The organism is Edwardsiella sp. EA181011, from assembly GCF_000800725.1.
Classification (GTDB): Bacteria; Pseudomonadota; Gammaproteobacteria; order Enterobacterales; family Enterobacteriaceae; genus Edwardsiella; species Edwardsiella anguillarum.
In genome coordinates, this window is record NZ_CP011364.1 from 266,240 (window position 1) to 280,140 (window position 13,901).

The following is a 13,901-nucleotide window of genomic DNA, read 5'->3' on the forward strand; positions in this document are numbered from 1 at the left end:
GCTGGGGTCAGCACCATCGATGACTCGGTGACCCTAAAAGGTACCGTGGAGATTCAGGACAGTATACAGATCACAGTGACAGTGGATGACCATGACTATCAGGCCAGCATCGACGGTGAACGCTGGCAGGTCACTCTCCCGGCGCAGGAGGTCAAACCGGGCGAGAATCCCTACACCATCACCGCGACCGACGCGGCCGGCAATACAGCGACCGCCAGCGGTACCTTCACCCCTACGGGTATCAGCGAAACGCCGCCGGATCACGATTATCAGGCGCATGAGATGACTGCGCTGAGCGAAATTGTTAAGGATCACATGAGCGTTGAGGCGGAGCATTATGAGCTATAGAGCCGCCGTCACGCTCGGGGCGCAAGTGGCATAGACGCCGCCTGCGTGTGCCTGTGTGTGACAGACAGAACGTTTGCTGTGTGACGCCACTCCCCATGCCAAGCGCTCGGTTTCCCCTATCCCCACCCCCTAGGCCTGGGGCCATCGACACGGCAAAAAAAATCCGGACCTGTATTCAGGCCCGGATTCATTTTTCTCACGTGCTGTTTCAGCGGGAACCCCGTGACCACCACCGATGAGAGTCAATGGTCACGATGTGCCGTCCGCTAGGTTAACAGCGGCTCGCGGCGCATTACATCATGCCGCCCATGCCGCCCATGCCACCCATACCGGCAGCACCCAGATCAGCCTTCTCTTCCTTCGGCAGATCAGTCACCATGCACTCGGTGGTGATCATCAGACCGGCAACGGAGGAAGCGTACTGCAGCGCAGAACGGGTTACCTTGGTCGGATCCAGGATACCCATCTCGATCATGTCGCCGTACTGTTCGGTCGCCGCGTTATAACCGTAGTTACCTTCGCCAGCCTTCACGTTGTTGGTGACCACTGACGGCTCTTCACCGGCGTTGGCCACGATCTGACGCAGCGGAGCTTCCATCGCACGCAGCGCAACCTTGATACCGACGTTCTGCTCTTCGTTGATGCCTTTCAGGTCAACCAGCTTGGCCGCTACGCGAACCAACGCCACGCCGCCGCCGGCAACCACACCTTCTTCCACCGCAGCACGGGTTGCGTGCAGGGCGTCTTCTACGCGCGCTTTCTTCTCTTTCATTTCAACTTCAGTTGCCGCGCCAACCTTGATAACGGCTACGCCGCCTGCCAGTTTAGCCACGCGCTCCTGCAGTTTTTCACGATCGTAGTCAGAGGTCGCTTCTTCGATCTGCTGACGGATCTGGGTAACACGGCCCTGAATGGCAGACTCTTCGCCCACGCCATCGATGATGGTGGTGGTGTCTTTGTTGATGACCACGCGTTTAGCCTGGCCCAGATCTTCCAGCGTCGCTTTTTCCAGCTCCATACCGATCTCTTCAGAGATAACGGTACCGGCGGTCAGGGTAGCGATATCCTGCAGCATCGCCTTACGACGATCGCCGAAGCCCGGCGCTTTCACCGCAGCTACTTTCACGATACCGCGCATGTTGTTAACCACCAGGGTCGCCAGCGCTTCGCCTTCAACGTCTTCGGCGATGATCAGCAGCGGCTTACCGGCTTTAGCAACGGCTTCCAGCACCGGCAGCATTTCGCGGATGTTGGAGATCTTCTTGTCAGCCAGCAGAATGAACGGGCTTTCCAGCTCAACGGCGCCGGTTTCCGGCTTGTTGATGAAGTACGGAGACAGATAGCCGCGATCGAACTGCATACCTTCAACCACGTCCAGCTCGTCCTGCAGGCCGGTGCCTTCTTCAACGGTGATAACGCCTTCTTTACCAACTTTTTCCATGGCTTTAGCGATCAGCTGGCCCACGGTGTCGTCGGCGTTGGCGGAGATGGTCCCTACCTGCGCAATGGCTTTAGAGTCAGAGCACGGTACAGAGAGCGCCTTCAGCTCTTCAACTGCGGCGATCACGGCTTTATCGATACCGCGCTTCAGATCCATCGGGTTCATACCTGCGGCGACGGCTTTCAGACCTTCATTAACGATAGCCTGCGCCAGTACGGTCGCGGTGGTGGTGCCGTCACCGGCGGCGTCATTCGCCTTGGAGGCGACTTCTTTCACCATCTGTGCGCCCATGTTCTCGAACTTGTCCTCCAGTTCAATTTCACGCGCAACGGATACGCCGTCTTTGGTGATAGTCGGAGACCCGAAGGATTTATCCAGGACCACGTTACGGCCTTTCGGGCCCAGGGTCACTTTCACTGCGTCTGCCAGAACGTTCACGCCGCGCAGCATTTTTACGCGGGCGTCATTACCAAATTTTACGTCTTTAGCTGCCATTATCTTTGTCCCTTAAATTCGTTCAATTGGATATTGCGAGCGCTATGCGGATACGGCGATTACGCCTCAACGATGGCCAGAATGTCGCTTTCGGACATGATCAACACTTCTTCATTGTCGATCTTCTCGGCTTTCACGCCATAACCATCGTTGAAAATCACGGTGTCACCAACCTTCACGTCCAGCGGTTTCACGTCGCCATTCTCCAGAATGCGACCATGACCCACGGCGATGACTTCACCACGCGTGGATTTGCCCGCTGCGGAACCGGTCAGAACGATGCCGCCAGCAGACTTGGACTCAACTTCTTTGCGCTTGACGATCACACGGTCATGCAATGGACGAATTTTCATTGATAGCTCTCCTTTGAGAAAGTCCATATCGTTTAGGGTTGAAAGCCAGACACGGGCGATGGCGCCACGCTCCGGACTCATGCTTTGCTAGATTGGGGCGTCGCTTCCCGCCTTCAAGGGGGCGCGAAAAAAAAAAATTCGCTTTTTTTTAACCTGCGAAAGCCGAAGATGCAACCCTGAAATGACAGCGGCCCGCCGGAAAGGCGGGCCGAAGGGATTCATTTATTATCCAGACGCTGACGATCGTCATCTTTGCGCTCAAACTCACCGTCAAAGGTATGGCCGCCGCCGCCCGGTCCACCGTCGAAACCGCCGCCGTCGCCCGGCCCACCGCCGCGGTAAATACGGAAATAAGGAAGCAGCTTCAGCGCCAGACGCTTCTGCACCGGCGGCAGCATCAGCAGCAGGCCGAGGAAGTCCGTAAAGAACCCCGGCAGCAACAGCAGCAGACCCGCCATCACCAGCGACACGCTTTTAATCATCTCTGCAGCGGGGCTCTCCCCCATCGCCAGCTTCTGCTGCATCTGCATCAGGGTCTTCATTCCCTGATTACGCACCAGCGATGCGCCGAGGCAGGAGGTCAAGATCACCAGCAGCAGCGTCAATGCAACGCCTAAAACGGCAGCGACTTTGATAAAGATCGATATTTCAATATAGACATAAAAAAATATCAGGATAAAGGGCAACCAGCGCAAATGGTGTCTCCTATTTAAACGACTGTTTCATTGTTTACACGAATGTAAATAAAAAACGAGTACTTTAAAAATAAAATTATATTGGAGTCAAAAAAAACGTCCATATAATTCGTGTGGTGTTATTTTAATCGCTGTTTTTTCGCTAACTCTTGTTAGTTATTTACACTATCTGTGAGTATTATCACAGATATGAGAATCAAAGGGATAAGATACACCATATAGTGATCTAGGTTCATACTTTTCCCTCCTAGCAGCATATGATCGTGCCCATAAAAGAGAGAACGGTGAATTCTCTCTGTTGTTCCTTAAAGAAAATTAATTTATTAGCTAATTTACTATTCGGCATCAATGAAAGAAGGTTCTCATGTCAAATAACATCCGTATTGAAGAAGATCTATTAGGCACCCGTGAAGTTCCCGCAGACGCTTATTATGGCGTTCACACCCTGCGTGCGATGGAAAACTTCTACATTAGCAACAACAAAATCAGCGATATTCCTGAATTTGTTCGCGGCATGGTAATGGTTAAAAAAGCGGCAGCGCTGGCTAACCGTGAACTGCAGACTATCCCGCGTAAAATTGCTGATACCATCCTCCTGGCCTGCGACGAAGTGCTGAACAACGGCAAATGCATGGACCAGTTCCCGGTAGATGTTTTCCAAGGCGGCGCCGGTACCTCCGTTAACATGAACACCAACGAAGTGCTGGCCAACATCGGTCTGGAGCTGCTGGGTCACAAAAAAGGTGAATACCAGTACCTGAACCCGAACGACCACCTGAACAAATGCCAGTCTACCAACGACGCTTACCCGACCGGTTTCCGCATCGCCGTTTACGCTTCCATCATGAAGCTGATCGAAGCGATCAAAAACCTGCGTGAAGGCGTTGACCGTAAAGCTGACGAATTCAAAAACATCCTGAAGATGGGCCGCACCCAGCTGCAGGACGCCGTACCGATGACCTTGGGCCAGGAATTCCACGCATTCAGCGTACTGCTGAACGAAGAAGTGAAAAACCTGCAGCGCACCGCTGAACTGCTGCTGGAAATCAACCTGGGCGCTACCGCTATCGGTACCGGTCTGAACACGCCGGAAGGTTACCAGAAACTGGCCGTGCAGAAGCTGGCAGAAGTCAGCGGCCTGCCGTGCGTACCGGCTGAAGACCTGATCGAAGCCACCTCTGACTGCGGTTCTTACGTCATGGTTCACGGCGCGCTGAAACGCACCGCGGTTAAACTGTCCAAAATCTGTAATGACCTGCGTCTGCTCTCCTCTGGTCCGCGCGCTGGCCTGAACGAAATCAACCTGCCGGAGCTGCAGGCGGGTTCCTCCATCATGCCGGCTAAAGTTAACCCGGTTGTGCCGGAAGTGGTTAACCAGCTGTGCTTCAAAGTCATCGGTAACGACACCTGCGTCACCATGGCAGCGGAAGCCGGTCAGCTGCAGCTGAACGTTATGGAGCCGGTTATCGGCCAGGCCATGTTCGAATCCATCTCTCTGCTGACCAACGGTTGCTACAACCTGCGTGAGAAATGCATCGACGGCATCACTGCCAACAAAGAAACCTGCGAAAAATTCGTCTTCAACTCTATCGGTATCGTTACCTACCTGAACCCGTTCATCGGTCACCACAATGGTGATATCGTAGGTAAAATCTGTGCTGAAACCGGTAAGAGCGTGCGCGAAGTTGTGCTGGAGCGCGGCCTGCTGACTGAAGCGCAGCTGGACGACATCTTCTCTGTTGAAAACCTGATGCACCCGGCTTACAAAGCTAAACGCTATACCGATGAAAGCGAAAAATAATTAACGCATCGGATTGTTAAAGGCACGTCTGGTCCCATGGTCAGCCGTGCCTTTTTATTGACAGAGCTGAGAGTAAAACAAGAATTATTATCATTACATTTTAAGGAGAAACACTATGCTAGTCCTAGAACTGGTAATTGTTCTGCTGGCGATTTTCTTGGGGGCCAGACTGGGCGGGATCGGGATCGGCTTCGCCGGTGGTCTCGGGGTATTAGTGCTAGCCGCCATCGGCGTTGCACCGGGTAAAATTCCGTTCGACGTAATCTCTATCATCATGGCCGTTATCGCCGCGATCTCTGCGATGCAGGTTGCCGGTGGTATGGACTACCTGGTTCACCAGACTGAAAAAGTTCTGCGTAAGAACCCGAAATACATCACCATTCTGGCGCCGATCGTCACCTACCTCCTGACCATTTTCGCCGGTACTGGTAACATCTCCCTGTCTGCGCTGCCGGTTATCGCCGAAGTCGCCAAAGAGCAGGGCATCAAACCATGCCGTCCGCTGTCTACCGCCGTGGTATCTGCACAGATCGCCATTACCGCATCCCCGATCTCTGCCGCCGTGGTTTACATGTCTTCCGTGATGGAAGGCCATGGTATCAGCTACCTGCATCTGCTGATGGTTGTGCTGCCGTCCACCTTCCTGGCGGTCCTGGTAATGTCTCTGATCGTCTCCTGGTGCTTTGACTCCAAGCTGTCCAACGATCCGGTATACCGCAAGCGTCTGGAAGAGGGTCTGATCACGCTGCGCGGCGACAAGCAGATTGAAATCAAAAAAGGCGCACAGACCTCTGTATGGCTGTTCCTGCTGGGCGTAGTTGCCGTGGTGGCCTATGCCATCATCAACAGCCCGAGCCTGGGCCTGGTTGCCAAACCGCTGATGAACACCACCAACGCCATCCTGATCATCATGCTGAGCGTGGCCACCCTGACCACCATCATCTGCCGCGTCGATACCGATAACGTACTGAACTCCAGCACGTTCAAAGCCGGTATGAGCGCCTGTATCTGTATCCTGGGCGTGGCTTGGCTGGGCGATACCTTCGTCTCCGCCAACATCGACTGGATCAAAGAAACCGCCGGTACCGTTATCCAGAATCATCCGTGGCTGCTGGCTGTCATCTTCTTCTTCGCCTCTGCCCTGCTGTACTCTCAGGCCGCTACCGCCAAGGCACTGATGCCGATGGCCCTGGCCCTGAACGTCTCTCCGCTGACCGCCGTTGCCTCCTTCGCCGCTGTGTCTGGCCTGTTCATCCTGCCGACCTACCCGACGCTGGTTGCCGCAGTACAGATGGACGACACCGGTACCACCCGCATCGGTAAACTGGTCTTTAACCACCCGTTCTTCATCCCGGGTACCCTGGGTGTGGCCCTGTCAGTTTGCTTCGGCTTCCTGCTGGGCAGCGTTATGCTGTAATCCCGCACACCTCACGTTAACGGGGCGCGCTGCGCCCCGTTGTCATTTTTGCGCCCGTTTACGCCTGACAAGCCCGCCCCCCTCACGGTATAGTGTCGAAATCATCATCAACACTGGCAACGCCGCGAGGTCCACTATGTCCCAGAACGTGACTCCCTTTACCGCCGCTGCGGCGGTTCCCGCTGACCACAGCGATGCCGTCGTGGTTCTGTGCACTGCGCCGGACGAGGCCTGCGCTCAGGAGCTTGCCGCCGCCCTGCTCGGCGAAAAGCTGGCGGCCTGCGTGACCCTGATCCCTGGCGCCACCTCCCTCTACTACTGGGAAGGAAAGCTTGAGCAGGAGTATGAAGTGCAGATGATCATCAAAAGCGAACGGCGCCATCAGCAGGCGCTGCTCGCCTATCTGAAACACCAGCATCCTTACCAAACGCCGGAGCTACTGGTCATTCCGGTGCAGGCAGGAGATCAAGACTACCTATCATGGCTCAACGCATCTTTGCGCTGATTGCGCTGTTTATGACGACCCTGCTGCCCGCCCAGGCCTCCCTGTTCGGCGAGCAGCCTCGCTTTGTTCCGGTCAATCAGGCCTTTGCCTTTGACTTTCAGCAGCAGGGCGAAAATCTGACGCTGCGCTGGCAGATCCAGCCCGGCTATTACCTGTACCGTCAACAGATCCGGATTACGCCCCATCAGGCCCAGCTAGGTCCTTGGCAGCTACCGCCGGGGATCCCCCATCACGACGAGTTTCAGGGGGAAACCGCCATCTTCCGCGACGGTCTCAGCCTGAGGCTGCCCCTGCTCAGCGCCGCGGCGGGGGGCGAGATAAGCGTCACCTATCAGGGCTGTGCCGCCGCGGGCTTCTGCTACCCGCCGGAGACGCGGCGCATTCCCCTCGAGGCGATAACCGCGACCGACGGCGCCGGCGCGTCGCCCGGCACGGCGGCGAACACGGAGCACGCGCCAACGCTGCCCTTTCCTGCGCTGTGGGCGCTGCTGATCGGCATCGGCATCGCCTTTACCCCCTGCGTCCTGCCGATGTACCCCTTGATATCGGCGCTGATCCTGGGCCAGAAACAGCGCCACGGCTGGGGGCATACCGCCCTGCTGGCGCTGGTCTATGTACAGGGAATGGCCATCACCTACACCGTGCTTGGTATGGTGGTAGCCGCCGCCGGGCTGCGCTTCCAGGCCGCGTTTCAGCACCCCTACGTGCTGATCGGTCTCTCGCTGCTGTTTATCCTGCTGGCGCTCTCCATGTTCGGGGCGTTCACTCTGCAGCTGCCCGCTTCGCTGCAAACCCGGCTGACGCTATGGAGCAACCGCCAGCGCAGCGGGTCGCTGCTCGGCGTCTTCGTGATGGGTGCCCTCGCCGGCCTGATCTGCTCTCCCTGCACCACCGCGCCCCTCAGCGCCATTCTGCTGTATATCGCCCAAAGCGGTAACCTGTGGGTCGGCGGCGGTACGCTCTACCTCTACGCGCTGGGAATGGGGATCCCGCTGATCGCGGTCACGCTGTTTGGTAACCGGCTGCTGCCGCGCAGCGGGCCGTGGATGCAGCATGTGAAAGAGGGATTTGGCTTTGTAATCCTGGCGCTGCCGGTATTTCTGCTGGAGCGTATACTGGGCGAAGTCTGGGGTATACGGCTGTGGAGCCTGCTTGGCATCGCCTTCTTCCTGTGGGGATTCAGCCTCTCCCTGCACGCACAGCGCCGCGGCACCCGCCTTTGGCAGATCCTGCTGCTGGGCGCCGCGCTGATCTGCGCCCGTCCGCTGCAGGATTGGATCTTCGACGGCGCACCGCGCGCTGGCACCAACGTCAGTGAAACCCTGGCGTTCCAGCCTATCGACTCCCCACGGCAGCTGGCTCAGGCGCTGGCGCAGGCCAAGGCCCGCAGGCAGCCGGTGATGCTGGACTTCTATGCCGACTGGTGCACCGCCTGCAAAGAGTTTGAGAAATATACCTTCAGCAATGATGCCGTGCGTAGCCAGCTGGCGGGCACCCTGCTATTGCAGGCAAACGTGACCGCCAATACCGAGCAGCACGCCCAGCTGCTGCAGCAGCTTAACGTACTGGGGCTGCCGTCGATCCTGTTTTTCACTCCCGATGGGCAGCCGTTAGACGACGCACGCGTCACCGGTTTTATGGACGCCGAACGTTTTCTGGCGCACCTGCGGCAGCTGCCGCAGGTGCAGTGACGGGCCTCGCCCTTCATCATAAGGAGAACCGAATGCAACGGGAGCAAATCCTGACGCAGGCGCTGCGGCGCCTGGAGCGACATGGCCTAGCTGGCGCCACGCTGCCCGCCCTGATCGACAGCGAAACGCTATCCCTCGATCAGGCGCGCCGCTACTGGCCAGACAGCGAGGCCCTACTGTACGACTGTCTGCGTTTCCACGGCCAGCAGATCGATACCTGGCGCCGACAGCTCCTGCTGAATGACACCCTGAGCCACGATGACAAAATCCTGGCCCGCTATCCAGTGCTGGCAGAGCATGTTGAGCAGGGGCGTTTCCCCGGCTGCCTGTTTATTTCGGCCTGCATCCAATACCCCGCCGCCGACCACCCGATCCATCAGCTGGCGTCTCGACAAAAGCAGGCGTCGTTTGATTTTACGCTGCGGCTGCTGCAGGAGAGTGAGATTGGCGATGCCTCGCTGGTCGCACACCAGATGGAGCTAGTGCAGGAGGGGTGTCTGAACCGGCTGCTGGTCAGCCGCCGACGTGAGGATGTCGATATCGCGCTGCATCTGGCGCAGGACATCCTGCACATCGCCCACTGCCGACGACACGACGCCCTGAGTTAACCCGCGTAAAAAATAAATACCCCCGGCACAGCCGGAGGTTTTCAAGACACAAAAAAGCCACCTCACAGGGAGGTGGCATGCACAACACACTACGGAAACAACGGGCGATTATTTGCCATCGACCAGCGTTACGCTGTCGGTAATAATCCCCTCTTCAGCGCCCTTCAGCGCCAGGTTGGCCTCATAGTACTTGCCCGCCTTCAGCAGGCTCTGCGCATGGGCTACGGCCTGACGGGTCTGCTTCAGCGGCATCAGGTACTGGGTTTCGGTAATCCCCACGCCTGCTACGCGCAGCGCCTCCAGCGCACCCTTATGATCGCCCTTGCTCAGTTTTTCGTTCGCCTTAGCGATCGCCTTCTGTTTCTCCGGCGTCGCCACAAAATCTTCAGAAAGCGCAATAGATGCGTTGATGATCACATAGTTATCACCGGCCAGCGGCGCTTTTTTATCCGACTTGATAAAGGACTTCCAGTCAGTACTATCGTCGGCCAGCAGAGCCGCAGACTGATCGGTCAGCTTGGTCGCCACATCCGGATAGCCGCGGAACAGCGCAACGCGCGCATACTGCATATCACGCATTGCCGTAAAGCCCTGCTGAGCCACTTTAGCCACATCCTGCACCTGTTGGGCAGACAAACCGGCGGCTGCAGCAGCGGCGCTCGCTGGCGCGGTCGGCGCGGCGTCGGCTGCCCAGGTAAAGGTAGAAAACATCGCCAGAGAAAGAGCAGTTGCTGTCAAAATACGTTTCATAATCTTGGCCCGTTTATCCCATACTGGTTAAATCGTTAACTCACTCGTTGCGGCGGAGGCGCTATACACTTTCCTCCCGCTGACCCACTTAGTTATAGACGCCGGCGAAGTCATGTCAATTGCATCGCCTCCCCTGCCGTTCGGCGGCAAAAAAAGCGCACACTCCCCGGCCTGCGCCGCGTACAGCGCGGACCCAAAATTTAATCTTCATTACATGGATAAATAACACTATGTTTTAAAGCATATTATTTATTTCTAACGTTGACAGAATAGCGCGCTTAGCTACCCTGGCGGCGCCAACACCGCGTTCGACGCCAGCGTTGATGCCGCCATTAGCCTGAAAAACAGCGTGTCCAGACACCCCAGAGACAAAAGTTGACAAAACGTCGGCGAGTGAAATGTACCCTGTCCCGTAGCGAAGAGCCCCCGTTAAGGCTCTGGCAACGAGACGCCGCGGGTGACGCGGCGGCCACCCTCTGTCGCCTGACTATTGGGGAAACGCTGATTTTATCTCCAGATGAATCACCTGGCCGATAAAATCGTTGACGCGCCGGGCGCAATACGGTTTAATGCGCCCCGTTGCCCGGATAGCTCAGTCGGTAGAGCAGGGGATTGAAAATCCCCGTGTCCTTGGTTCGATTCCGAGTCCGGGCACCACTTCTTCTGAAAACCCTGCCTTATGGCGGGGTTTTTACTTTTTGAATCAGCAAATTGTTGGCTCCTCTGTCGTTGGCATCCTTATCCTTCCCCAGCGCCGCTTCCCGGTGCTAAAGAATAAGCATCATGATGCAGCTCGGCAAAGGCCTCCCACTGATACTGTCGCCCCATTCATTGCTGTAGCCGGCAACACGATACCCGACTGAATGGTAGCCCTTGTGCTGGTTGCGTTATAGCTGTTTTCCCACGGGATAGCACTGTTGTACATCAGGTCACAAGCACTGATAAATATATTTCATAAAACAGGCGATAATACCCGGCAACCGGGCATTTTTCAGAAAGGCAAACGGGTGCTACCGCGCGGCATGATCTCAAAACCGACATCAACAACATCCCCCACATAGCCTCTGTTGGCGCTCATTTTGAGCATCATCTCCGCTGTACGTGTCGCAATCTCATCTGCATTCAGGTTCACACTACTAAGAGTGACGGGTGACAACCAGGCACTGGAGGGGAAATCGCCGTAACCCAGAATACTGAGCTTATCGGGAACGGAAATGCCCCGCGCCTGTGCTTCCATTAACAACGCGGTCGCAATAGAATCGCTGGTGCAGAAAATCCCATCCAGACCGCGCTCTTTTACCAGCGTTTTCATCAAAATTTCCCGACTCCCCTGCCAAATATTTTCACCGTTAGGTATATCCACCAGAAGAGGCGTTTTACCCTGCTCCTCCAGTGCACAGCAGAAACCTGTGTAGCGAATGCGTGCCCGGATGTCATCTTCAAAACGCGTAGTGAAATAAGCCAGTTTGCGACACCCCGTTTCAAGTAGATAACGGGCTGCCTCATAACCGATTTTTTCGTGATCATTGCCGACCTGCGCGGCAAACGTTCCGCCGTCAACCTGCCACATCTGAATCACCGGGACGCCGCTGTTGTGCAGCATTTTCAGCGTCGAGGTTTTGTGATCCGCCCCGGCAATGGCAATCACCGCAGGCGACCATTGCAGAATTGAGCGGATCTGTTCCTCTTCTTTGTCGAGGCTGTGATCGTGAGAGGCAATCGAGAGCTGGAAGCCCTGCGCACTAACGGTGGATTCGATGCGCTGCACGACATGGCTGAAAAAGATGTTCGCTAGCGAAGGCAGCACCACGGCCATGTTACTACTCTGCCCGCCGGTAAACTGGCTGGCAATTTTATTATGCACATAACCCAAGGCATCAATGGCGGCCTGAATTTTTTTACCGGTTTTGTCAGAGACGCGTTCGGGCTGGCGGATATACAGCGAAACCGTTGAAGGCGATACCCCCGCCTTTTGCGCGACATTATCAAGTTTTACGATTTGGCGTGATCTCTGGCGCATTCCTCTCCCGCACTTTCCTCAGTTACCCACGCCCCTAGCGCGTTCCGGCCGGAACGCTGGCGTTGTGTTAATACCAGAACGAATATAAGCGCCACTCCCCAGACGGCGGCGATAAGCCAGACGAAACTCTCAGGGATACCGGTTTTCGCAGTTAGGCCAAGTGGCGATAACGTGATAAATATGCTGATTAAAGCAGCCAACATCATAATACTTGCCCGTTCCACGTAACGCCATTTTTCCATGGGGATTTTGGCAGGCGATACATGCAGATCCACCCAGTTAACGGGCTGAAGCTTACCGATTAGCAGCATGAGGGCGACTTCAATCACGAACAAAATCCCCATCACGTGGATAAAATGCACGGGGATCAGTTTATTCAGACCGGTAAACGTGTACAGGCCGTAAGCGATAATATGGAAAATCAGCACGCATTTCGCCGCTCGTGCGGGAACGTGACACGTCAGGAACCCCACCAGCACAATGGTGATGATCGGGATGCTATAAAACCCGGCGAAGCGCCGCATTAAATCAAAAATGCCGTTGGGCGTATGCAGTAGCAGCGGCGCGATAATAATCGACACTAGCGAAAAAATCACCGAGGCCACTTTACCTACGCGAACCAGCTTTTTCTCATCTTGGCAGCCGGTCAGTGGGCCATAGAGATCGATAACAAACAGCGTCGCGCTGGAGTTAATAATCGAGTTGAAATGGCTGATGACCGTACCGAAAATTGCCGCCGCGAACATGCCGATAAGCCACCACGGTAGCACCGCCTTCACCAGCGCCGGATACGTGTAATCCGCGTTGCTGAACACGGGGCCAAACATGTTGAAGGCGATTAACCCCGGCAGCACCATCGCCAGCGGAACCAGCAGTTTAATCGTGCCCGCCAGCAGCACCCCTTTCTGGCTTTCCGCCAGAGACTTCGCGCCCAGCGTGCGCTGAATTATCATCTGGTTGGTACACCAGTAAAACAGGTTGGCGCAGATCATCCCGGTGAATATCGTACTAAAAGGAACCGATGACGTTTCATTGCCAATCGCATTCAGCTGTTCCGGGTGATTTAGCAGGATTTTACCCCCCGACAGCAGCGAGCCATCCCCCAACGCGAACAGGCCTAAAACCGGAATTAACAGCGCGGCAATGAGCAAAATAATACCGCTAATGGTGTCAGAGATCGCCACCGCTTTCAGGCCGCCAAGCGTAGCATACAGACCGCCTACCGCCCCCATCGCAAACGCCAGCACACCGATGGAGCCCCATGCAGGCAGATTAAAAATCTTCTGAAAATCAAACAGTTCATTCATGGTGATAGCGCCAAGATAGAGGCTGCAAGGGTTAGCCATCACCGCGTACCCCACCAGCAGCATGATGCTGACCATGCGGCGGGTGTTGCGATCGAAGCGGTTTTCCAGAAATTGCGGCATGGTTGTTATTCCACGGCGCAAAAAGCGCGGCAGAAAAAACATCGCCATCACCACCGTTGCTACGGCGGCGGTGCTCTCCCAGGCCATTCCGCTGATATCAAAACGGTAGGCGTTGCCGTTCAGCCCTACCAACTGTTCAGCAGAAAGATTAGAAAGCAGCAGCGAACCAGCAATGAAATATCCTGACAGTCCGCGTCCGGCGAGAAAAAAGCCCTCGACGCCAGATTCTGAAACCCCCTTCGTTTTATGATAAGAATATAGCGCTACGAAAATAAGGAAGAGAAAAAAAGTACCAACGGAAAATAACATTTTCATAAATGTACCCTGCCGATTTCAGTATCTAGACACTA

General features: G+C 55.7%; 12 protein-coding genes and 1 tRNA gene. 7 read left to right on the forward strand and 6 right to left on the reverse strand.

The window, feature by feature from the left end; all coding sequences use genetic code 11:
- Window positions 1-15 precede the first annotated feature (15 nt).
- On the forward strand, window positions 16-348 hold the full coding sequence (locus QY76_RS01285) for an Ig-like domain-containing protein (RefSeq protein WP_255640318.1): 333 nt from the start codon (window positions 16-18) through the stop codon (window positions 346-348).
- Between the two features lie 292 nt (window positions 349-640).
- On the opposite strand, the gene groL is transcribed toward QY76_RS01285, so the two are convergent.
- From groL to QY76_RS01300, 3 genes are all read right to left on the reverse strand, one after another.
- Window positions 641-2,284 carry a chaperonin GroEL gene (gene groL, locus QY76_RS01290; protein ID WP_045425468.1) on the reverse strand — a complete coding sequence of 548 codons (1,644 nt, stop codon included), beginning with the start codon at window positions 2,282-2,284 and terminating at the stop codon, window positions 641-643.
- Between the two features lie 59 nt (window positions 2,285-2,343).
- On the reverse strand, window positions 2,344-2,637 hold the full coding sequence (locus tag QY76_RS01295) for a co-chaperone GroES (protein ID WP_005296032.1): 294 nt from the start codon (window positions 2,635-2,637) through the stop codon (window positions 2,344-2,346).
- Window positions 2,638-2,855: 218 nt separating this feature from the next.
- The gene (locus tag QY76_RS01300; protein WP_034162964.1) at window positions 2,856-3,332 is read right to left on the reverse strand and encodes an FxsA family protein; all 477 of its coding nucleotides are present in this window, start codon (window positions 3,330-3,332) and stop codon (window positions 2,856-2,858) included.
- Window positions 3,333-3,696: 364 nt separating this feature from the next.
- Between QY76_RS01300 and aspA the strand changes: the two genes are divergently transcribed.
- The 5 genes from aspA (at window position 3,697) to QY76_RS01325 (ending at window position 9,354) form a co-directional block, all read left to right on the forward strand.
- A complete protein-coding gene (gene aspA / locus QY76_RS01305) occupies window positions 3,697-5,133 on the forward strand; it encodes an aspartate ammonia-lyase (RefSeq protein WP_034162965.1) in 1,437 nt (478 codons plus the stop codon).
- A gap of 115 nt (window positions 5,134-5,248) precedes the next feature.
- Window positions 5,249-6,550: an anaerobic C4-dicarboxylate transporter gene (locus QY76_RS01310; RefSeq protein ID WP_012847187.1), complete on the forward strand. Its 1,302-nt coding sequence runs from the start codon at window positions 5,249-5,251 to the stop codon at window positions 6,548-6,550.
- A gap of 136 nt (window positions 6,551-6,686) precedes the next feature.
- Entirely contained in the window at window positions 6,687-7,055 is a 369-nt protein-coding gene (cutA, locus tag QY76_RS01315) for a divalent cation tolerance protein CutA (RefSeq protein ID WP_045425482.1), read from the forward strand.
- A complete protein-coding gene (locus QY76_RS01320; RefSeq protein WP_045425485.1) occupies window positions 7,031-8,746 on the forward strand; it encodes a protein-disulfide reductase DsbD in 1,716 nt (571 codons plus the stop codon). The genes cutA and QY76_RS01320 overlap by 25 nt, the downstream gene beginning before the upstream one ends.
- A 32-nt stretch (window positions 8,747-8,778) precedes the next feature.
- Window positions 8,779-9,354, forward strand: coding sequence for a transcriptional regulator (locus QY76_RS01325; protein ID WP_034162967.1), 576 nt, complete (start codon window positions 8,779-8,781; stop codon window positions 9,352-9,354).
- 108 nt (window positions 9,355-9,462) lie between these two features.
- On the opposite strand, the gene QY76_RS01330 is transcribed toward QY76_RS01325, so the two are convergent.
- A complete protein-coding gene (locus QY76_RS01330; protein WP_034162968.1) occupies window positions 9,463-10,104 on the reverse strand; it encodes a YfdX family protein in 642 nt (213 codons plus the stop codon).
- A 581-nt stretch (window positions 10,105-10,685) separates the two neighbouring features.
- Between QY76_RS01330 and QY76_RS01335 the strand changes: the two genes are divergently transcribed.
- Window positions 10,686-10,761, forward strand: a tRNA-Phe gene (locus tag QY76_RS01335).
- 334 nt (window positions 10,762-11,095) lie between these two features.
- Here the strand turns inward: QY76_RS01335 and QY76_RS01340 are convergent.
- Entirely contained in the window at window positions 11,096-12,124 is a 1,029-nt protein-coding gene (locus QY76_RS01340; RefSeq protein ID WP_034165945.1) for a LacI family DNA-binding transcriptional regulator, read from the reverse strand.
- Window positions 12,097-13,866 (reverse strand): solute:sodium symporter family transporter, encoded by a 1,770-nt coding sequence (locus tag QY76_RS01345; protein ID WP_045425489.1) that lies wholly within the window; start codon window positions 13,864-13,866, stop codon window positions 12,097-12,099. The genes QY76_RS01340 and QY76_RS01345 overlap by 28 nt, the downstream gene beginning before the upstream one ends.
- Between the last annotated feature and the right edge of the window lie 35 nt (window positions 13,867-13,901).